The following is an 18,568-nucleotide window of genomic DNA, read 5'->3' as shown; positions in this document are numbered from 1 at the left end:
ATTCTGGCGACGGGCCGTCCGGGTTTTCCGGGCGCTGCGATCTCCCGGTCCCGCCCGAACGAAGTACAGGCGGGAGAGGGCAGGATGCCCTCAAGGCGCCATGAACACGCTGGCGTGCCTGCCGACCTCGCCGCTGGCCTGATCCTTGGCGACCACCGCCACGTCGGTCGAACCCGTCTTCACCGCCGCCGCCGGCACCTTCACGAACACGCGGTAGGTCGCCACCGAGTCCGCGTCCGCCGTCAGCGTCAGGCTGCCGCCGCTGCCGGCCGCCTCATCCCCCGCCACCGACAGGTGCGCGTCGCGCAAGCCGTCGATGCTGACGGCATAGCTGCGGCCGGCATGCGTCTTGTTCAGCAGCTTGATGGTGTAGGCGTTCTGCACCGACCCGTCCGACAGGCTGACGAACAGCGGTGCCCGGTCGCGCAACACGCTGACGTCCAGCGTCGGCCGCAGCATCAGCGCGATGCCCATGGCGCAGAGCACCACCAGCATGATCAGGGAATAGATCACCGTGCGCGGGCGGACCAGCTTCACCCGCTCCGGCTTGCCGTCGATCTTGGCGATCTGGTTCGACTGGGTGTCGAAGCGGACGAGATCGAGCGGCCGGCCGATCTGCCGCATCACGTCGTTGCAGGCATCGACGCACAGGCCGCAGCCGATGCAGGAGATCTGCTGGCCTTCGCGGATGTCGGTGCCGGTGGGGCAGACATGGACGCATTGCTTGCAGTCGATGCAGTCGCCCAAGCCCGCCGCCTGCCGTTCGTCCCAGCCCTGCGACTTGCGCAGCGGGGCGCGGCCCTCGCCGCGCCAGTCCTCATAGGTGACCAGGAAGGTGTCCTCGTCCACCATCGCCGACTGGAAGCTGCGCCACGGGCAGACATAGATGCAGATCTGCTCGCGCGCCCAGCCGGCGAAGAAGTAGGTGGTGAAGCTGAACAGCGCGATGAAGGTGGCGACGCCGCTGGTGATCTCCCCATGCAGCAGATCGTTCATCAGCGTCGGCGCGTCGTTGAAGTAGAACACCCAGGCCCCGCCGGTCAGCAGCGAGATCGCCAGCCAGGCCGCATGCTTGGCGGCCTTGCGCGCCAGCTTCGCCCCGCTCGTCGGCGCCTTGTCCAGCCGGATGCGGGTGGTGCGCGGCCCTTCGATCCTGCGCTCCACCCACATGAACAGGTCGGTCCACACCGTCTGCGGGCAGGCATAGCCGCACCAGATGCGCCCGGCCAGCGTGGTGGCGAAGAAGATGCCGAAAGCGCCCAGGATCAGCAGGCCGGTCAGGTAATAGACCTCCTGCGGCCAGATCTCGATCCACAGGAAATAGGCACGGCGCCCAACCATGTCGATCAGCACCGCCTGGTCCGGAATCCCCGGCCCGCGTTCCCAGCGGATCCACGGCGTGACGTAGTAGATCGCCAGCAGGACGACCAGCGCCGCCCACTTCAACTGGCGGAAGCGGCCCTTCACGTCGGCGGCATAGACCTTCGGCCGGTCGATGAACCAGTGGCGTCCCGGCTCTTCATGCTGGCCGCCCTGCGCCGGAGGGCTGGTCTTGCCGGCCGGGGCGGGGCGGCGGGGGAGGGTGGTGTCTCGTTGCGGAAGGGACATGGCATCTTTCCTCGGCCGTCAGCGCCACGGGTGAGGTCTCGTGTCGTCCCTTCTCCATAAGACTTCCGTGATGAAACCGCATTGCGCGATGTCAATCCGGCCCGCTTAATCTGGCGAGCGCCCGCTTGAACCCGACGCATCGGCGATGCCGGCAAGATCGACACGGATTTCACGGATTCAAAACGGATTTCACGGAACTGCCAGTTTCATCGCGCCCGGTATCCAGGCATCCCGTGCCAGGGCGAGACCCAATCCGTGTAATCCGTGTCAAAATCCGTGTAATCCGTGTGAATCGTTGCCCGCGGCGACGCGGTTCTGCGGTCGGGCGACCGCTCTCCCCCCTCACACCGACTGCCCGCGCAGCTCCGCCAGGCCGTCGTGATAGGCGCGGTCGAACAGCGCCTCCAGCCGGGCGTCGATCCCGCGCAGGCCGGCGACCACCGCATGGGCCCATTCGAAATACTCGACCTTGCGCGACAGCGGCCAGTCGGCGGGCGGGCTGTGCGCCATGGAGCGCAGGTTCGACACCTTGTCGGCCAGCTTCACCAGCTTCGCCCGCGTCGAGGCTTTGGGGGCGGCGTCGATCTGGTGCTGCTTGCGCTCGGTCTTCGACATGCGCTTGTCGTCGGTGGTCTCGGCGACGACCCGCACCACCTCGGTGCCGAACAGCTGCTCGATCTCCTCATAGCTGGCGTCGGTGTCCTCCAGCGTGTCGTGCAGCAGGGCGGCGATCACCACGACCGGATCCCGGCCTTCCGTCGCCTGGGCCACCAGCAGGGCCACTTCCGACAGGTGGTTGACGTAGGGTTCGGCACGCACGCCCTTGCGGCGCTGGTCGATGTGCTTGTGCGCGGCGAAATCCAGCGCCCGCGCGAAGTCGAGCAGGGGAGCATTCGGCAAGGAGGCGTTCGGCACGGAAGCGTTTGGCAGGGAGACGTTCGGCTCGCTCATGGTGTTCTCTCGGCTGGGGCATTATTCTCCGCCCCGGGGACCCCGTGCGAAGGACCGCGCCCATGTTCACGACTTTCTTCTTCGATCTGCGCAAGGCCGGCGTCCCCGTCTCGCTGACGGAGTACCTGACGCTCATGGAGGCCATGAAGCGGGGCACCGCGTCCTTCCGCGTCGAGGACTTCTATTATCTCAGTCGTGCATGCTTGGTTAAGGATGAACGCAACCTCGACCGCTTCGACCGCGTCTTCGGCGCCACCTTCAAGGGCCTGACCGCCGATGCTCCGGCCGGCGAGGAGGTCGCCGTCACCGACCTGCCGGAGGAGTGGCTGCGCAAGCTGGCCGAGCGCTTCCTGACCGACGAGGAGAAGGCGCAGGTCCAGGCGCTCGGCGGCTGGGACAAGCTGATGGAGACGCTGGCCCAGCGTCTGGCCGAGCAGAAGGGCCGGCACCAGGGCGGCTCCAAATGGATCGGCACCGCCGGCACTTCGCCCTTCGGCGCCTACGGCTACAACCCGGAGGGCGTCCGCATCGGCCAGCACGAGAGCCGCCACCGCCGCGCCGTCAAGGTGTGGGACCGCCGCGAGTTCAGGAATCTGGACGACCGGGTGGAGATCGGCACCCGCAACATCAAGGTGGCGCTGCGCCGCCTGCGCAAGTTCGCCCGCAGTGGGGCGGCCAGCGAACTGGATCTCCCCGGCACCATCCGCGCCACCGCCGCCAATGCCGGCTGGCTCGACCTGAAGATGGTGCCGGAGCGGCACAACACGGTGAAGGTGCTGCTGTTCCTCGACATCGGCGGCTCGATGGACGACCACATCCGCCTCGTGGAGGAACTGTTCTCCGCCGCGCGCAGCGAATTCAAGCACCTGGAGCATTTCTACTTCCACAACTGCGTCTATGAGGGAGTCTGGCGCGACAACGCCCGCCGCCACACCGAGCGGCTGTCGACCTGGGACGTGCTGCACACCTATCCCGCCGACTACAAGCTGGTCTTCGTCGGCGACGCCGCCATGAGCCCCTACGAGATCGTCTATCCCGGCGGCAGCGTCGAGCACTGGAACGAGGAGGCAGGCCAAGTGTGGATGCAGCGCCTGCTGTCGGTCTACGCCAAGGCGGTGTGGCTGAACCCGACCCCGCCGCAGCATTGGGACTACTCGGAAAGCACCCGCCTGCTCCAGCGCCTGATGAACGGGCGGATGTTCCCGCTGACGCTGGAGGGGCTGGACGGGGCTATCAGGGAGCTGGTGCGGTGACGGGTCCTCGATCGGGTGGAGGATCGTAGACCCTACGCCGCCCGATCCAACTCGGCGTCAGGGAGGGTCAGGGTAACGAAGTCAAGTCAACGGTATGCGANCCGGCGCGCTTCGCGCGCCGCCAAGGGGCATACTGCCCCTTGGCAATCCCCTGGCACGGGCGTTCCGCCCGCGCTGCCCCCTCACCCAACCCTCTCCCCAGGGGGGGAGAGGGCTTATAGGCGCCATTCTTAACCTGACTTCGGAGCCCTGCAGAGAGGATCGGAGCGGCATCGGGATTACCGGCGACTTGCCGCGCGATCTCCTCATCGGTCGTGGCGTCCACGGCCGTCCAGTCGATCCCCCGGAGCGCGTTTTCCGCCATTTCCTTGGTGATCTTCACCGTAGCCAAGTCGGCTGCCCCCTCTTGTTGGCCATCCACACGGAGATCAAGTGGCGCCACTCGCCGCGCATCGCATAAAAACAGACGAACAGCCACCCGGCGATCATCGTCGAATGCAAGGCGACGATATTCGATTCCGATCCTTGGCGCACAGCTTGATCAGTGGGGAGCGTCTCTCACATGGTTCGGTGCATGGACTTCGATGGGAAATGACTTCAACGCTCGCTGAATTCGCGAACCCGCTTCTTCATTGCTTTCCCGCGCGGCCCATACAGATCGTCATGCCCGCAGATCAGCAGCGGTCGAATCACGTCGTTCTTGTCGGTGTAGATCAGCAGGATATCCGCCGCCAAATGGCACTCGCGGAAACCGGCCAAGTCACCGGTCAGATGATGATCGCGCATGCCACGCGGAAGTTCGGCGGTTGGGCGTTCAATTTTGCAGCGGAGGAAGGTGTGAAACGGCTCGACGATCCCTGGGTGCTCGTCCTTGTATCGCCTGTAAAGCCTTTGGAACTCGTCGATTGGTTCGAAGCGCGCAACGACAGGTCCATAAGGCTGCGCCATGAGGGATCAGCCGTTTAACCAGCGGAGATAGGCTTCGGCATCCACCGCCTCGCCTGAGGCCGGGGCTTCCGCAAGCGCTTTCACGCGCTCGACGGTTTCCGTCTTATAGGGCAGTTCTGCGTTGGGGCGCACAGTCACCGCGAAGCAGCCGGTAACGCTGTCGCGGTTTGCCTGGACAGCACCGACCTTTTTCTCACCTCGATGCTCCAATGCCTTGCGTTGGGAGCCCATGACCGATCTCCGGCAATTCGAATTGAAGGCTACAGGTGGTGGCCTATAGCGTCAATGTCCAACCGGTTGGTGGAAATCCACCTCTTGTGCGACTTTTCAGACGTCTACGTCACCGTTTCCGGTCGATGCCCGATCGCAGAAAGCCGTCAGATAACCCATGAAAGAAAAATCTGTCACCTGTCAGTTTTTCTTGACGGGTAAGACCACCCACCTGTAAGTAAAACCTTACTGGTGGGTGGCGGAGCGGACATGACCTGCAGTGGCGACCGATTGCTCGAGATGCTGTCCGCGCTGGCGAACCCGCACCGGCTGCGGATCGTCGCGACGCTGAGCGTCATGGGGCGGACCTATGTCAGCCAGCTGGCGCGCGAGATCGGCATCAGCCGCCCGCTTCTGCATCTCCATCTGCGGAAGCTGGAGGAGGCGGGCCTCGTCACCAGCCGGCTCGAGGTCTCCCCGGATGGAAAAGCCCTCAATTTCTTCGAAGTCGTCCCCTTCGCGATCGAGCTGACGCCCGCGGCGATCGCCGAGGCCGCGCCTTCCCTGACCGCAGCCACCAAAAATTCCGACTCCTGAAGGAGCCTCCGATGACCGGCAGAGAATCCTATTTCCTCCTCGTCACGACCCTCGTGCTGGTGACGATCCTTCTGATCTTCGCGATGAAGTATGTCTCGTCCGCCCGCCGCGCCCGGGACCGGATCGCCGGCGACACGGCATATCGTGAGCTGGCCGAACGGACGCTCAAGGCGCAGGAGGAGCTGACCGCGACCCTGGCTGCGATCAGGGGCAGCGTCACGCAGATCGAGGGGCGCCTCGCCAGCGTGGAGAAAGTCCTGAAGGACGTCGGATGATGGCGCCGATGCCCGACATGCGGTCCGATCCGGAGGATCGCCGGCAGATGCTGCGGATGCGGACGGCCTGCCTCGTCGAAGGCGGCACGCTGATCCTCCTGCTCTTCGTCGCCGTGCCGCTGAAGCATTTCGCCGGTTTCCCGGATGCCGTGAAGGCGATGGGTCCGATCCACGGCTTCGCCTTCCTGACCTATCTCTGGATGCTGATCCGGATGGTGTCGGCCGGCGGCTGGTCGCAGGGCGAGACGATCAAGCTCTTCGCCGCCGCCCTGCTGCCCTTCGGTGCCTTCTTCAGCGCGCGCACCCTGACCCGTCGGGCGGCGCTCGCTTCGACCCGGTGAGGTGCGGTCATGATCTATCTCTGGCTGAAGGCGTTCCACATCGCCTCGGTGACGGTCTGGATCGGCGGGATGTTCGTCGCGGCCATCGCCGTGGCCGCCCTGTCCGCATCGAAGAGCCTGCCCGATGCGCCGAACCGCGCCGATATCATCGAGGCCGTGCGCCGCTGGGATCGTTGGGCGACCTCGCCGGCGATGCTGCTGGCCTGGCTCTTCGGCTTGGCGGTGGCGACCGAAGGCGGCTGGTTCGGCGCGCGCTGGCTGATGATGAAATTGGTGTTCGTCGTCGCCCTGTCGGGCCTGCACGGGATGCTGTCCGGCACCCTCCGCAAGCTTGCCCGCACCGCTGAACAGCCCTCGCCGGCGTCCGGCCACGCGCTGCCGGTGATCGTCGGCGCGGTCGTCGTGATCGTGCTTCTCGTGGTCTTGAAGCCGATCTGAGAGCTGTCGCCTATCCGACCCCTGTCAGGATGGCTGCCGATCCGGTTCGGACACGCTTCCCATCATGGCGAGGAAGCCCGCCGGCGCGTCGTCCCCGAGACAGAGATCCAACATCCGGTGCGCGTCCACGGCTTCCAGGGCCGCGCGGGAGAACATCGGCTCTTCATAGGCGGCAAGCGCCGCCTCGACGTCGCCGGAATGCCGAACCAGGGCATCGGCCAGTTCGGCCCCTTCCAGCATCGCCAGATTCGCGCCTTCGCCGGACGGCGGCATGAGATGGGCGGCATCCCCCAGCAGCGTCACGCCGGGAACCCGCCGCCAGCGGTGTCCGATGGGAAGCGTGTGGACCATGCGCGGAACCGGCGGGGTGTCGCTGTCGGTGATGAGGGCGGTCAGCACCGGCGCCCAGCCGTCGAACTCGGCGGCGACGATGGCTTTCGCCGACGGATCGCTGAAATCGATCGCGGCGAACCAGTCCTCCGGGCGTTTCAGCTCGACATAGGCATGCAGAACGTCCCCGGCCTCCCGGTGGACGAAGATGGCTTTCCCCGGCGCCGGGGCGAACATCGCGCCGCCGCCGACCGCCGCCGCGGTGCGGGGATGCCGGTTGTCCACATCGTGAAGATACGTCTCGATGAAGGTCGCGCCGGCATAGCGGGGCAGGGCATCGGACAGCAGCGGCCGCACCCTGGACCATGCGCCGTCCGCCCCGACGAGGAGGCCGGCGATCGTGGTGCTTCCATCCGCGAACTCGACCTCGTGCCGCCCGTCGCCGAGGCCCGACGCCCTGGCGAGCTTCTTGCCCCAGCGCACCGTGCCGTCCGGCAGGGAATCGAGGAGCAGGCGCCGCAGATCCCCGCGCAGGACTTCCGGGCGCCGGCGCTGCCCGTCGTCCGGCAGGTCGAGGAGCACGGCGCCGGTCCTGTCCAGCACCCGCGTCGCCTCGGCGCCCTCGTGGATGATCGACCGGAACGCTTCGGTGAGGCCGGCGGCCGCCAGCGCCGGCTGGCCGCTGTGGTCGTGGATGTCGAGCTGGCCACCCTGCGTCCGGCTTTCGGCGCCGGGCTCGGCCTCGTAGACGACCGAGCGGATGCCATGGACGTGAAGGACGCGAGCCAGTGTCAGCCCGCCCAATCCCGCTCCGATGATGACGACGGCCTGTTCCATCATGTCCCTCTCCTGCTCTGGAACGACGTTCCAGGAGAATTCATTGGAACATCGTTCCAGGCATGTCAAGATGCGTCATGGAGCAAAGACCCAAAGGTCCCGAACGGCGGGAGGATGCGCTCTCCAGGGAGCGGATCGTCGCCGCCGCCATCGAGATCCTCGATGCGGAGGGAGAACGCGCCCTGACGTTCCGCGCGCTGGCCAACCGGCTGTCGACCGGAAGCGGGGCGATCTACTGGCATGTCCCGGACAAGGACGCGCTGCTTTCCGTGGCGACCGAGACCGTGCTGTCCGGCGCGATGGCCGAAATCGCAGGCGGGTCCGATCCGGCGGCCGCCCTGCGCGCCCTCGCCTTGAGCGTCTTCGACGCGATCGAGGCGCATCCATGGGTCGGCACCCAGCTCGCCCGCGAACCGTGGCAGCCGGCCATGGTGGAGGTCTTCGAGCGCAGCGCCGCGCAGTTCGAGCGGCTGGGCGTTTCCCGCGGGTCGCTCTTCCACTGCGTGTCGGCGTATGTCCACTATCTCCTGGGCACCGCCGCGCAGACCGCGGCCGCTGCGCGCCACAAGTTCGCCGCGTCGGACCGGCCGGCCGTCCTTGCCGCGATCGTCGAGCGCTGGACCCGGCGTGATCCTGCGCAATACCCGTTCGTCCACCGGTTGGCGGAGCAGGTGCGGACGCATGACGAGCGGGAAGCGTTCCTCGCCGGCCTCGACCTGATCCTGGCGGGGGCGAAACCCACGCGATAGAGGTGCCGCTCAGTCGAGCCGCTCGCCCAGCTTCATCCGCATCAGCGCCAGTTCCGGGGCGTTGCGCGCCTCCATCTTCTCCAGCACGCGGGCGCGATGGGTTTCCACCGTGCGGATGCCGATGGCGAGGCGGTGGGCGATCGTCTTGTTGGGCAGGCCCTGGGCGACCATCTCCATCACCTCCAGCTCGCGCGGGCTGAGCAGGGCGAGGCGGCGGCGGATCTCGCCGGTCTCGCCATCGGCGCGGCGGGCGGCGCGGTCGCGCTCGAACGCTTCCTGCACCCGTTCGATCAGCAGATCCTCGTCGAACGGCTTCTGCAGGAAATCCACCGCACCGGCCCGGAAGGCCCGCACCGCGGCGGTGACGTCGCCATGCCCGGTGATGACGATCACCGGCAGGGTCAGGCCGCGCCGGATCATCTCCTGCTGCAGGTCCAGCCCGTCCATGCCCGGCATGCGGATGTCGAGGATGGCGCAGCCGGGCTGGTCGGGCGACGCCGCCTCCAGGAACTCGGCGGCCGACGCGCAGCAGCGCACGGCCAGCCCGGCCAGATCCAGGTGGAGCGCCAGGGCGTCGCGCACCGCCTCGTCATCGTCCACCACGAAGGCCACCGGAGCGGCCCCGGATTCGGCGGCTGGCGTCTCGGTCGTCATGCAGGCTCTCCGTCTTTGCCCGCCGCATGGACGGGGATGGTGAACTGGAACACGGTTCCCCCGCCGTTCCCGCCCCCGCCGTTCCCATCCGCACCGCGTCCTGCGGTCAGCGTGCCGCCATGGTTCTCGACGATGGTGCGGACGATCGACAGCCCCAGCCCCATGCCGGTCGGCTTGGTGGTGACGAAGGGGGCGAACAGGTTGCGCTCCACCACCTCGGCCAGACCGGGTCCGGTGTCGCGTACGCCGATGGCGACGAAGCCGGGCCGGGCGGCGGGGCAGGCGAAGATCACGATGCGGCGCCGGGCCGGATGCGCCTGGGGGTCACCCATCGCCTCGGCGGCGTTGCGGACGAGGTTGAGGATCGCCTGCTGCAGCTGGACCGCGTCGCCGCCGATGGGCGGCAGGGCGGGATCGACCTCGGCGGCGATCTCCACCGCATGGCGGCTGGCGAGCGGCCCGGCCAGCGTCAGGCAGTCGGCGACCAGCGTGGCGACCGGCAGCGGGCTGCGGTCGCGGGCGCCCTTGCGCACGAAGTCGCGCAGGCTGCGGATGACCCGGTCGGCCCGCTCGGCCTGGGTGACGGTCTTGTCCAGGATCTCGGTCAGCCGGGGGGAGGCCCCTTCGAGCCGGGCGACCTTGCGGGCGGCGCGGGCGTAACCCATCGTCGCCGCCAGCGGCTGGTTCAGCTCATGGGCCAGCGCCGCCGCCATCTCGCCCGCCTCGATCAGGCGGGAGGCATGGGCGAGATCGGACTGCCGCACCCGCAGCCGGTCCTCCGCCCGGCGGCGTTCGCTGACGACGGCGCCCAGCAGCAGGATGGTGACGGCCAGCGTCAGCATCAGCAGCTGGAAATGCGCCATCCGCTCGGTGTCGACGCCGGTCGCCTGGATGGCGGCGATCAGCCCGGCCTGGGTGGTGGCGGAGGCCAGCACCGCGCCGCCCAGCCCATGGCGCACCGCGATCCCGATCGCCGGCAGGAACAGCAGGTAGAAATGCTCGTATTGCGAGGAGGCCAGCGGTCCGAAATCGAGCCAGAGGGTGAAGCCGATGAACGCCCCCCAGCCCAGGATCTCCGCCGCTCCGCTCCAGGACCAGCGCAGCGCCGGCATCCGCCGGCCGATCAGCACCATCGGCGTCAGGACGGCGATGCCGATCACCTCGCCCGTCCAGTAATGCAGCAGCACCTCCGGAAAATGCTTCCATTCGAACAGCCCGGCCGCGGTGTGGATGGCGATGAAGCAGAGCCCGATCGCCAGCACCGCCGCGCCGCTGCCGCCCAGCAGCAGCACGATGTCGCGCAGCCGCGACAGTCCCGGCTCGATCCCGCGGCCCAGCAGCCGGCCCGCGGCCCCATAGCCCAGGGCGACGACGCCGTTCGCCAGGAGGGGAGTCCACAGCGAGAGCGGCATGTCGCGCACCAGGACATCGGCGGCGGTCAGCCCCAGCCAGACCAGCGGCACCGCCCGGACGCCGACCAGCACCGACAGCCCCATCATCAGCCCGGCCGGCGGGTTCCAGGGCGTGATGTTGATCGACGAGACCGCATGGATGAAGCTGATCCAATCCAGGAAGACATGGGCGGCCAGATAGGCCGGAACGAGCATCCATCGGGAGCGGACAGTCTGTGGCATGGGGCGATGGTAACGCCAACAGGTTCCGGCCGCATCAGGGGAAACCATCCGCCCCGTATTACTACGGATGCCGGCCAAGGCGGCAGCCGGCCCCTTTGGGTCCGTATTTCCCGGCATGGACAGACTGCGGCCGACTTCCGATCATTGAACCATACCCTGCGGAGAGATTTCCGACGGGCATCGAACCGCACCGGACACGACACCGGAGAGACCACGATACCGGACCCGTCACGATGGCAAGCCTCAAGCGCATTCTGCTGGCAACCGACCTGGAACCGAAATCGGACCGCGCCCTGGAGCGTGCCGTCCAGCTCGCCCAGCGGTTCGATGCGGAGCTGACGGCGCTGCATGTCGTCGACGGCAGCGGCGGCCCCTACGGTTGCCTGCCGCTGCACCATGTCGAAGCCGAACTCCACCGCCATGTCCTGGCCGCCCCCGGCGGATCGGGAATCCGATCCCAGGCGGTCGCGGTGCGCGGCGAGGCGGTCGAGCACCGCGTCGCCGGCTATGCCGGGCTGTGGCGGCCCGACCTCATCGTGGTCGGGCTGCACCAGCGCGACCGGGTGGCGGACCTGTTCCTGGCCTCCACCGTCGAGCGCATCGCCATCGCCGACGGGACGCCGATGCTGATCGTGCGCGACAAGCCGCTCCAGCCCTATCTGCGGGTGCTGGTTCCGGTCGATTTCTCCGAACGGTCCCGGCCGTCGGTCGAGGGCGCGCGGATGCTGATGCGGGACGGGAGCCTCCACCTTCTCCATGTCGCCGACCTGCCCGGACATGCCGTCCGGCTCACGCCGCCCCCGGACGGGGCGCCCCTGGAAAAGCTGCAGGCCGCGCACGATTTCCGGGAAGCGCTCGGCCCCGGGGGTGACGGGCTGTCGGTGGAGACGATCCTGCTCACCGGCTCGCCGGGGCGGAAGATCATCGAACTGGCGCGGCAGGGGCGCTACGATCTGGTCGCGATGGGCTCGGCCCGGCGCAGCGGCGTATCCCGCGCCCTGCTGGGCAGCACGGCGTCCGAGGTGATCGAGGCGCTGCCCTGCGACCTGCTGATCGGCGGCACCGGGACCGGCTCCGGCCTGTCCCCGGCCCCCGCATCGAACCCCCGGCCCCGCGGGGCCGCCAATGGAGAACCGGATGGCCATCACTGAGCTTTTTTCCGCGGACGACGTCATCCTCGATGCCGCTCCCGGCAGCAAGGCGGCGCTGCTCGACCAGCTGGCGGCGGAAGCCGCCGGCCGCAGCGGCCGGCCGGCGCCGGAAATCCTGGAAGCCCTGCAGGCGCGGGAGAAGATCGGCTCCACCGCGCTCGGCAGGGGCGTGGCGCTTCCCCACACGGAACTCGCCGACCTCGCGGAGCCCGTCTTCCTCTTCGCCCGGCTGCAGCGCGCCATCGACTTCGACGCGCGCGACGACGAGCCGGTCGATCTGGTCTTCCTGGCGCTGTGGCCGGCGTCGAACCGCAAGGGGCTGCTGGGCGCCATGTCGGAACTCTGCGGGGCGCTCCGCGATCCCCAGTCGCTGCGCCGGCTGCGCGGCGCCAAGACTCCCGACGACGCGGCCCAGATCGTCCTCCAGGCCGTCGCCCAGGACGAGGAGGACCGGGATCCGGACGATCTGCCGCCCCTCTAAAGTCCGCTCCCTCCGACGCTTCCCGGCCCGACGCTTCCCGCCGCCGCCGCTCCAGTCTGCCGTAGGATTTCATGCCCGACGCACTCCCGCTCCTGATCGCCCTGGCCTTGCCCTTCGCCGGCGCGGTCGCCGCCGGCCTGCTGCCCACCCATGCGCGCAACGCCGCGGCGTGGCTGGCCGGCGGGGTGACTCTGGTCGGGCTGGCGATGGTGTGGGCGGCCTATCCGACGGTCTCGGCGGGCGGCGTGCTCCGCCTCACCGCCGGCTGGATGCCGTCGCTGGGGCTGGACTTCTCCCTCCGGATGGACGGCTTCGCCTGGCTCTTCGCCGGGCTGGTGTTCGGGGTGGGTGCGCTGGTGGTGGTCTATGCCCGCTACTACATGGCGGCCGAGGATCCGGTGCCGCGCTTCTTCGCCTTCCTGCTCGCCTTCATGGGGGCGATGGCGGGAGTGGTTCTGTCGGGCAACCTGGTCCAGCTCGCCTTCTTCTGGGAGCTGACCAGCCTCTTCTCCTTCCTGCTGATCGGCTACTGGCACCACACCGCGGCGGCGCGCGACGGCGCGCGCATGGCGCTGACGGTCACCGCGACCGGCGGCCTCTGCCTGTTCGCCGGCGTCCTGATCCTCGGCCACATCGTCGGCAGCTACGAGCTGGACGCCGTGCTGGCGGCCGGCGACCAAATCCGCGCCCATCCGCTCTACTTGGCCGCCCTGGTGCTGATCCTGCTCGGCGCCCTGACCAAGAGCGCGCAGTTCCCCTTCCATTTCTGGCTGCCGCACGCCATGGCGGCGCCGACGCCGGTGTCGGCCTACCTGCATTCGGCGACGCTGGTGAAGGCCGGCATCTTCCTGATGGCCCGGCTGTGGCCGGTGCTGGCGGGGACCGAGGCGTGGTTCTGGATCGTCGGCTCGGCCGGCCTCGCCACCCTGCTGCTCGGCGCCTACATCGCCATCTTCCAGCATGACCTGAAGGGGCTGCTGGCCTATTCGACGATCAGCCATCTCGGCCTGATCACCCTGCTGCTCGGCCTGAACAGCGAGCTGGCGATGGTGGCGGCGATCTTCCACGTCATCAACCACGCGACCTTCAAGGCCTCGCTGTTCATGGCCGCCGGCATCATCGACCACGAGACGGGGACGCGCGACATCCGGCGCCTGTCGGGCCTGAACCGCTTCATGCCCTTCACCGCCCGCCTCGCCCTGATCGCCGCCGGCGCCATGGCGGGGGTGCCGCTGCTGAACGGCTTCCTGTCGAAGGAGATGTTCTTCGCCGAGGCGCTCTCCGCCAAGGAGCCGCTGCCGGTCTTCTTCGACGTGCTGCCGGTCGCGGCGATGGTGGCCAGCGCCTTCAGCGTCGCCTATTCGCTGCGCTTCATCCACGGCACCTTCTTCGGGCCGGATCCGGTCGACCTGCCGCACAAGCCGCACGAGCCGCCGGCCTGGATGCGCTTCCCGGTCGAGGTGCTGGTGCTGGCCTGCATCGTCATCGGCATCCTGCCGGCCGCCACCGTCGGCCCCTATCTCGACATGGCCGCCCGCGCCGCCCTGGGCGCGGCGACGCCGGACTACAGCCTCGCCGTCTGGCACGGCTTCAACCTGCCGCTCATCATGAGCATGGCCGCCTTCGCCGCCGGGCTGATCCTCTACCGGCTGCTGCAGAGCCATCTCGCCAAGGGCATCGACGGGCCGCCGCTGATCCGCAGCCTGGAAGGCCGGCGGATGTTCGAGCGGACGATGGTCTTCCTGTCCTGGCGCCTCGCCCGCACGGCGGAGGGGCTGCTCGGCACCCGCCGCCTGCAGCCGCAGCTGCGGCTGGTGGTGACCGCCGCGGTTCTGGCCGGCGGCTGGACGGTGTGGACGCGCGGGGTGGGGCCTGGCAACCTGGCGCCGTCGGGCATCGATCCGGTGCTGGCGCTGGTCTGGCTGCTGGGCGCCGCCTGCGCCCTGGGGGCCGCCTGGCAGGCGAAGTTCCACCGGCTGGCGGCGCTGATCCTGCTCGGCGGCACCGGGCTGGTGGTCTGCGTCACCTTCGTCTGGTTCTCCGCCCCCGACCTCGCCCTGACCCAGCTCCTGGTCGAGGTGGTCACCACCATCCTGCTGCTGCTGGGGCTGCGCTGGCTGCCCAAGCGGATGGACAGCCCCGGCAGCCGCGGGTCGGAGGCGGTCACGCTGACCCGCCGCCTGCGCGATCTCGGCATCGCCGCCGCCGCCGGGGCCGGCATGGCCGGGCTGGCCTTCGGGGTGATGACGCGCTTCCCGCCGGAACTGCTGGCCCGCCACTTCCTGGAACTGGCCTACAGCGAGGGCGGCGGCACCAACGTCGTCAACGTCATCCTGGTCGATTTCCGCGGCTTCGACACCATGGGCGAGATCGCCGTGCTGGGGGTGGTGGCGATGACCGCCTATGCCCTGCTGCGCCGCTTCCGCCCGGCGTCGGACAGCGTCGACGTTCCCGAACAGCAGCGCGACCAGAGCGCCTTCGACGCCTCCAGGCCCGACCGCAAGGACGGCGACACGGTGGCCGACTGGCTGTTCATCCCGTCGCTGATCGCGCGGCTGCTGTTCCCGGTGATCCTGCTGGTGGCGCTGTTCCTGCTGCTGCGCGGCCACGACCTGCCGGGCGGCGGCTTCGCCGCCGGTCTGACCGTCGCCATCGCCATGATCCTGCAATACATGTTCGGCGGCACCCAGTGGGTCGAGGCGCGGCTGCGCGTGCTGCCGATGCGCTGGATGGGCATCGGCCTGCTGCTGGCCGCCGGCACCGGGCTCGGCGCCTGGGCCGCCGGCCGGCCGTTCCTGACCAGCTATTTCGCCTATTCGCAGATCCCGGTGCTGGGCAAGATCCCGGTGGCGAGCGCGCTGCTGTTCGACATCGGCGTCTTCGCCCTGGTGGTGGGCGCCACCATCCTGATCCTGATCGCGCTGGCCCGCCAATCGCTGCGCGGCCACCGTGCCGCCGCCCCCCGCCCGCCGGAGGTCCCGGCGGTGCCCGAACCGGTGCCGACTGCCGTAGGAGACGATTGATGGAACTGATCCTTTCGCTCGGCATCGGCGTGCTGACCGGCTCCGGCGTGTGGCTGCTGCTGCGGCCCCGCACCTTCCAGGTGATCGTCGGCCTGTCGCTGCTGTCCTATGCCGTCAACCTATTCATCTTCTCGACCGGCGGCCTGCGCACCGGGGCGCCGCCGATCCTGGAGGGCGGCCGGGCCGGCACGCTCGCCATGCATGCCGACCCGGTGCCGCAGGCGCTGGTGCTGACGGCGATCGTCATCGGCTTCGCAACCACCGCGCTGTTCCTGGTCGTGCTGCTCGCCTCCCGCGGCCTGACCGGGACCGACCATGTCGACGGAAAGGAGAAGGGCCGGTGACCGGCTGGATGGACCATCTGACGATCGCCCCCATCGTCCTACCCCTGCTGACGGGGGCGGTGATGATGCTGATCGACGAGCGGCAGCGCACGCTGAAGGCGGTGATCGGCATGGCCTCGGCGCTGGGCCTGCTGGGGCTGGCCGTCCTGGCGCTGGCCGTCGCCGATGCCGGCACGGCCGAGGTCCGCGTCTACCGGCTCGGCAATTGGCCGGCGAATTTCGGCATCGTCCTGGTGCTGGACCGCTTCGCCGCCTTGATGCTGGTGCTGACCGGAATCCTGGGGGTCGCCGCCCTGACCTTCTCGCTGCCGCGCTGGCAGAAGGCGGGGGCGCATTTCCACCCGCTGTTCCAGTTCCAGCTGATGGGGCTGAACGGCGCCTTCCTGACCGGCGACCTGTTCAACCTGTTCGTCTTCTTCGAGATCATGCTGGCGGCCTCCTACGGCCTCGCCCTGCACGGCTCGGGCCTTGCGCGGGTGCGGGCCGGGCTGCATTACGTCGCGATCAACCTGTCGGCGTCGCTGCTGTTCCTGATCGGCGTCAGCATGATCTACGGCGTGTCCGGCACCCTCAACATGGCCGATCTCGCCGACCGGGTGGCCGGGCTGGCCGCCGAGGACCGCGGGCTGCTGGAGGCCGGGGCGGCGATCCTCGGCCTCGCCTTCCTGATCAAGGCGGGGATGTGGCCGCTGGGATTCTGGCTGCCCAACACCTATTCCACCCTGAACTCGGCCTCGGCCGCCATCGTCTCGATCCTCAGCAAGGTCGGCATCTATGCCGTGCTCCGGCTGTGGCTGCTGGTGTTCGGCGACGGGGCGGGGGCGTCGGGCGGTTTCGGCGGCACGGTGCTGCTGGTCGGCGGGCTGCTGACCGTCGGCTTCGGCTCGATTGCCGTGCTGGCGACGCAGAGCATGGCGCGGCTGGCCGGAGCCTGCGTGCTGGTGTCGTCCGGCACCCTGCTGGCCGCCATCGGCGCCGGACAGGTGTCGGTGACCGGCGGGGCGCTGTTCTACATGACCAGCTCGGTCCTGGCGGTCGCCGGCTTCTTCCTGGTGATCGAGCTGGTCGAGCGCGGCCGCGGCGTCGGCGCCGACGTGCTGGCGGTGACCCGCGAGGCCTTCGGCGAGGGCGACGACGAGGATGCCGATGACGGCGGGGCCGGCGTCGCCATCCCGGCGACGATGGCGATCCTCGGCATCGGCTTCATGTCCAGCGCGCTGCTGCTGGCCGGCCTGCCGCCGCTGTCGGGATTCCTCGCCAAGTTCGCCATCCTGTCGCCGCTGCTGGCCGCCGGGCCGGAGGTCGCCGTCACCACCTGGATCCTGCTGGCGGCGCTGGTGCTGTCCGGCTTGGCGACGGTGGTGGCGATGACCCGTGTGGGCATCGACGCCTTCTGGGCCTCGCCCGCCGCCGAGGTGCCGCGGGTGCGGGTGGCGGAGATCGCCCCCGTCCTGCTGCTGCTCTCGCTCAACCTGGCGCTCACGATCCAGGCCGGGCCGGCGATGCGCTACATGGAAGACACCGCGCGGTCGCTGCACGCGCCGCAGGACTACAACGGGGCGGTCCTCTCGGGGCTCCGGGCGGCGGCTCCGGGCGCGGGAGGGACGCGATGAGACGGATGATGAAGCGGTTTCTGCCCTATCCCCTGATGACCGCGACGCTCCTGGCGGTCTGGCTGCTGCTGAACGAGAGCGTGGCGCCCGGCACGATCCTCCTGGGCGGCGTGCTGTCGCTGGCGGCCGCGGCGACGCTCGGCGTGCTCGACCTGCCGGGCGGGCGCTTTCGCCGTCCGCGGGTCGCCCTGTCGCTGTTGGGGGTGGTGCTGGTCGACATCCTGCGCTCGAACTGGGCGGTCGCCAAGATCATCCTGCGGCCGGACGGCGGCGGCCGGGTGTCGGGGTTCCTGCGCATCCCGCTCGACCTCAGGGCGCCCTACGGCCTGGCGACGCTCGCCTGCATCGTCACCGCCACCCCCGGCACGGTGTGGGTCGCCTATGACCGGCGCCGGAACACCCTCCTCCTGCACATCCTCGACCTGGTGGACGAGCAGGAGTGGATCGACACCATCAAGGGCCGGTACGAGACGCGGCTGATGGAGCTGTTCGAATGATGCTGAATCTGCTGATGGGCACCATCTTCCTGACCCAGATCCTGCTGGCCGTCGCCATGGCCTTCGCCACCTTCCGGGTGCTGCGCGGGCCGCGGGCGCAGGACCGGGTTCTGGGGCTCGACACCCTCTACGTCACCGCGACCATGCTGCTGCTGACCTTCGGCATCCGCACCGGCAGCATGCTCTATTTCGAGGCGGCGCTGATCATCGCCCTGCTCGGCTTCGTGTCGACGGCGGCGCTGGCGAAATTCCTGATGCGCGGCGAGGTGATCGAATGAACAACCATCTGGCCGATCTTCCCGCCTGGGCGGCGGTGCTCGCCGCCCTGCTGCTGCTGGCCGGCGCCGTCCTGACCCTGATCGGGACCGTCGGGCTGCTGCGCTTCGGCAATTTCTACCAGCGGGTCCACGCCCCGACGCTCGGCTCGACGCTGGGCATCGGCTGCATCCTGCTCGCCTCGATCCTGGTCTTCTCGGTGCTGGAATCGCGGGCGATCCTGCACGAGCTGCTGATCACCGCCCTGATGGTGGTCACCACCCCGATCACCCTGATGCTGCTGGCCCGCGCCGCCCTCTACCGCGACCGCAGCGAGGGCAGCGACGAGGTGCCGCCGCCGCCCCCCGGCTGATCACGC

General features: G+C 69.0%; 21 protein-coding genes. 14 read left to right on the top strand and 7 right to left on the bottom strand.

All coding sequences use genetic code 11. The features are described 5' to 3' along the window. Window positions 1–90 precede the first annotated feature (90 nt). The gene (ccoG, locus tag JHL17_RS02425; RefSeq protein WP_200190457.1) at window positions 91–1,608 is read right to left on the bottom strand and encodes a cytochrome c oxidase accessory protein CcoG; all 1,518 of its coding nucleotides are present in this window, start codon (window positions 1,606–1,608) and stop codon (window positions 91–93) included. Between the two features lie 342 nt (window positions 1,609–1,950). Beyond that, window positions 1,951–2,559, bottom strand: a complete 609-nt coding sequence (locus JHL17_RS02420; protein WP_200190456.1) for an HD domain-containing protein — start codon at window positions 2,557–2,559, stop codon at window positions 1,951–1,953. 62 nt (window positions 2,560–2,621) lie between these two features. Between JHL17_RS02420 and JHL17_RS02415 the strand changes: the two genes are divergently transcribed. Beyond that, the gene (locus JHL17_RS02415; protein ID WP_200190455.1) at window positions 2,622–3,812 is read left to right on the top strand and encodes a vWA domain-containing protein; all 1,191 of its coding nucleotides are present in this window, start codon (window positions 2,622–2,624) and stop codon (window positions 3,810–3,812) included. Between the two features lie 597 nt (window positions 3,813–4,409). Here JHL17_RS02415 and JHL17_RS02410 read toward each other — a convergent pair. Together JHL17_RS02410 and JHL17_RS02405 are read right to left on the bottom strand one after the other, a co-directional pair. Beyond that, window positions 4,410–4,760, bottom strand: a complete 351-nt coding sequence (locus JHL17_RS02410) for a type II toxin-antitoxin system RelE/ParE family toxin (RefSeq protein WP_200190454.1) — start codon at window positions 4,758–4,760, stop codon at window positions 4,410–4,412. A 6-nt stretch (window positions 4,761–4,766) separates the two neighbouring features. Continuing rightward, a complete protein-coding gene (locus JHL17_RS02405) occupies window positions 4,767–4,991 on the bottom strand; it encodes a hypothetical protein (RefSeq protein WP_200190453.1) in 225 nt (74 codons plus the stop codon). A gap of 279 nt (window positions 4,992–5,270) precedes the next feature. Between JHL17_RS02405 and JHL17_RS02400 the strand changes: the two genes are divergently transcribed. The 4 genes from JHL17_RS02400 to JHL17_RS02385 are packed head-to-tail and all read left to right on the top strand — an operon-like array spanning window position 5,271 to window position 6,621. Next, window positions 5,271–5,567 (top strand): ArsR/SmtB family transcription factor, encoded by a 297-nt coding sequence (locus JHL17_RS02400; RefSeq protein ID WP_247893269.1) that lies wholly within the window; start codon window positions 5,271–5,273, stop codon window positions 5,565–5,567. Between the two features lie 11 nt (window positions 5,568–5,578). Next, on the top strand, window positions 5,579–5,842 hold the full coding sequence (locus JHL17_RS02395) for a hypothetical protein (protein WP_200190451.1): 264 nt from the start codon (window positions 5,579–5,581) through the stop codon (window positions 5,840–5,842). Next, window positions 5,839–6,183, top strand: coding sequence for a DUF3817 domain-containing protein (locus tag JHL17_RS02390; RefSeq protein WP_200190450.1), 345 nt, complete (start codon window positions 5,839–5,841; stop codon window positions 6,181–6,183). Before JHL17_RS02395 ends, JHL17_RS02390 begins: the two co-directional genes overlap by 4 nt. 9 nt (window positions 6,184–6,192) lie before the next feature. Continuing rightward, window positions 6,193–6,621: a CopD family protein gene (locus JHL17_RS02385; protein ID WP_200190449.1), complete on the top strand. Its 429-nt coding sequence runs from the start codon at window positions 6,193–6,195 to the stop codon at window positions 6,619–6,621. Between the two features lie 24 nt (window positions 6,622–6,645). Here the strand turns inward: JHL17_RS02385 and JHL17_RS02380 are convergent, their stop codons facing one another. After that, the gene (locus JHL17_RS02380; RefSeq protein WP_247893268.1) at window positions 6,646–7,791 is read right to left on the bottom strand and encodes an FAD-dependent oxidoreductase; all 1,146 of its coding nucleotides are present in this window, start codon (window positions 7,789–7,791) and stop codon (window positions 6,646–6,648) included. Window positions 7,792–7,865: 74 nt separating this feature from the next. On the opposite strand from JHL17_RS02380, the gene JHL17_RS02375 reads away from it, so the two are divergent. Continuing rightward, complete coding sequence (locus JHL17_RS02375; RefSeq protein ID WP_200190448.1) at window positions 7,866–8,537, top strand: TetR/AcrR family transcriptional regulator; 672 nt, start codon at window positions 7,866–7,868, stop codon at window positions 8,535–8,537. Between the two features lie 9 nt (window positions 8,538–8,546). Here the strand turns inward: JHL17_RS02375 and JHL17_RS02370 are convergent, their stop codons facing one another. Further along, window positions 8,547–9,191: a response regulator transcription factor gene (locus JHL17_RS02370; RefSeq protein WP_200190447.1), complete on the bottom strand. Its 645-nt coding sequence runs from the start codon at window positions 9,189–9,191 to the stop codon at window positions 8,547–8,549. Next, a complete protein-coding gene (locus tag JHL17_RS02365; protein ID WP_247893267.1) occupies window positions 9,188–10,825 on the bottom strand; it encodes an ATP-binding protein in 1,638 nt (545 codons plus the stop codon). The genes JHL17_RS02370 and JHL17_RS02365 overlap by 4 nt, the downstream gene beginning before the upstream one ends. 233 nt (window positions 10,826–11,058) lie before the next feature. Here JHL17_RS02365 and JHL17_RS02360 point away from each other — a divergent pair, with 233 nt between their 5' ends. From JHL17_RS02360 to mnhG, 8 genes are all read left to right on the top strand, one after another. After that, window positions 11,059–11,976 (top strand): universal stress protein, encoded by a 918-nt coding sequence (locus JHL17_RS02360; RefSeq protein ID WP_200190446.1) that lies wholly within the window; start codon window positions 11,059–11,061, stop codon window positions 11,974–11,976. Continuing rightward, a complete protein-coding gene (locus tag JHL17_RS02355) occupies window positions 11,963–12,457 on the top strand; it encodes a PTS sugar transporter subunit IIA (protein WP_200190445.1) in 495 nt (164 codons plus the stop codon). Before JHL17_RS02360 ends, JHL17_RS02355 begins: the two co-directional genes overlap by 14 nt. Before the next feature lie 71 nt (window positions 12,458–12,528). After that, window positions 12,529–15,480, top strand: coding sequence for a monovalent cation/H+ antiporter subunit A (locus tag JHL17_RS02350; RefSeq protein WP_200190444.1), 2,952 nt, complete (start codon window positions 12,529–12,531; stop codon window positions 15,478–15,480). After that, the gene (locus JHL17_RS02345) at window positions 15,480–15,824 is read left to right on the top strand and encodes a Na+/H+ antiporter subunit C (RefSeq protein ID WP_200190443.1); all 345 of its coding nucleotides are present in this window, start codon (window positions 15,480–15,482) and stop codon (window positions 15,822–15,824) included. Before JHL17_RS02350 ends, JHL17_RS02345 begins: the two co-directional genes overlap by 1 nt. Then, window positions 15,821–17,437 (top strand): monovalent cation/H+ antiporter subunit D, encoded by a 1,617-nt coding sequence (locus JHL17_RS02340; protein WP_345773737.1) that lies wholly within the window; start codon window positions 15,821–15,823, stop codon window positions 17,435–17,437. Before JHL17_RS02345 ends, JHL17_RS02340 begins: the two co-directional genes overlap by 4 nt. Beyond that, window positions 17,434–17,934 (top strand): Na+/H+ antiporter subunit E, encoded by a 501-nt coding sequence (locus tag JHL17_RS02335; protein WP_247893266.1) that lies wholly within the window; start codon window positions 17,434–17,436, stop codon window positions 17,932–17,934. Before JHL17_RS02340 ends, JHL17_RS02335 begins: the two co-directional genes overlap by 4 nt. Next, on the top strand, window positions 17,931–18,212 hold the full coding sequence (locus tag JHL17_RS02330) for a K+/H+ antiporter subunit F (RefSeq protein WP_200190442.1): 282 nt from the start codon (window positions 17,931–17,933) through the stop codon (window positions 18,210–18,212). Before JHL17_RS02335 ends, JHL17_RS02330 begins: the two co-directional genes overlap by 4 nt. After that, window positions 18,209–18,562: a monovalent cation/H(+) antiporter subunit G gene (mnhG, locus tag JHL17_RS02325; protein ID WP_200190441.1), complete on the top strand. Its 354-nt coding sequence runs from the start codon at window positions 18,209–18,211 to the stop codon at window positions 18,560–18,562. Before JHL17_RS02330 ends, mnhG begins: the two co-directional genes overlap by 4 nt. The last annotated feature ends 6 nt before the right edge of the window (window positions 18,563–18,568 follow it).

Source organism: Azospirillum endophyticum (assembly GCF_016595245.1).
GTDB classification, from domain to species: Bacteria; Pseudomonadota; Alphaproteobacteria; order Azospirillales; family Azospirillaceae; genus Azospirillum; species Azospirillum endophyticum.
This window is presented reverse-complemented; position numbering and strand designations above follow the sequence as displayed.

What these genes read in the sequence shown, in the direction of transcription:
- ccoG (WP_200190457.1), bottom strand. Translation starts at nt 1,608, where the DNA reads ATGTCCCTTCCGCAACGAGACACCACCCTCCCCCGCCGCCCCGCCCCG.
- JHL17_RS02420 (WP_200190456.1), bottom strand. Translation starts at nt 2,559, where the DNA reads ATGAGCGAGCCGAACGTCTCCCTGCCAAACGCTTCCGTGCCGAACGCC.
- JHL17_RS02415 (WP_200190455.1), top strand. Translation starts at nt 2,622, where the DNA reads ATGTTCACGACTTTCTTCTTCGATCTGCGCAAGGCCGGCGTCCCCGTC.
- JHL17_RS02410 (WP_200190454.1), bottom strand. Translation starts at nt 4,760, where the DNA reads ATGGCGCAGCCTTATGGACCTGTCGTTGCGCGCTTCGAACCAATCGAC.
- JHL17_RS02405 (WP_200190453.1), bottom strand. Translation starts at nt 4,991, where the DNA reads ATGGGCTCCCAACGCAAGGCATTGGAGCATCGAGGTGAGAAAAAGGTC.
- JHL17_RS02400 (WP_247893269.1), top strand. Translation starts at nt 5,271, where the DNA reads ATGCTGTCCGCGCTGGCGAACCCGCACCGGCTGCGGATCGTCGCGACG.
- JHL17_RS02395 (WP_200190451.1), top strand. Translation starts at nt 5,579, where the DNA reads ATGACCGGCAGAGAATCCTATTTCCTCCTCGTCACGACCCTCGTGCTG.
- JHL17_RS02390 (WP_200190450.1), top strand. Translation starts at nt 5,839, where the DNA reads ATGATGGCGCCGATGCCCGACATGCGGTCCGATCCGGAGGATCGCCGG.
- JHL17_RS02385 (WP_200190449.1), top strand. Translation starts at nt 6,193, where the DNA reads ATGATCTATCTCTGGCTGAAGGCGTTCCACATCGCCTCGGTGACGGTC.
- JHL17_RS02380 (WP_247893268.1), bottom strand. Translation starts at nt 7,791, where the DNA reads ATGATGGAACAGGCCGTCGTCATCATCGGAGCGGGATTGGGCGGGCTG.
- JHL17_RS02375 (WP_200190448.1), top strand. Translation starts at nt 7,866, where the DNA reads ATGGAGCAAAGACCCAAAGGTCCCGAACGGCGGGAGGATGCGCTCTCC.
- JHL17_RS02370 (WP_200190447.1), bottom strand. Translation starts at nt 9,191, where the DNA reads ATGACGACCGAGACGCCAGCCGCCGAATCCGGGGCCGCTCCGGTGGCC.
- JHL17_RS02365 (WP_247893267.1), bottom strand. Translation starts at nt 10,825, where the DNA reads ATGCCACAGACTGTCCGCTCCCGATGGATGCTCGTTCCGGCCTATCTG.
- JHL17_RS02360 (WP_200190446.1), top strand. Translation starts at nt 11,059, where the DNA reads ATGGCAAGCCTCAAGCGCATTCTGCTGGCAACCGACCTGGAACCGAAA.
- JHL17_RS02355 (WP_200190445.1), top strand. Translation starts at nt 11,963, where the DNA reads ATGGCCATCACTGAGCTTTTTTCCGCGGACGACGTCATCCTCGATGCC.
- JHL17_RS02350 (WP_200190444.1), top strand. Translation starts at nt 12,529, where the DNA reads ATGCCCGACGCACTCCCGCTCCTGATCGCCCTGGCCTTGCCCTTCGCC.
- JHL17_RS02345 (WP_200190443.1), top strand. Translation starts at nt 15,480, where the DNA reads ATGGAACTGATCCTTTCGCTCGGCATCGGCGTGCTGACCGGCTCCGGC.
- JHL17_RS02335 (WP_247893266.1), top strand. Translation starts at nt 17,434, where the DNA reads ATGAGACGGATGATGAAGCGGTTTCTGCCCTATCCCCTGATGACCGCG.
- JHL17_RS02330 (WP_200190442.1), top strand. Translation starts at nt 17,931, where the DNA reads ATGATGCTGAATCTGCTGATGGGCACCATCTTCCTGACCCAGATCCTG.
- mnhG (WP_200190441.1), top strand. Translation starts at nt 18,209, where the DNA reads ATGAACAACCATCTGGCCGATCTTCCCGCCTGGGCGGCGGTGCTCGCC.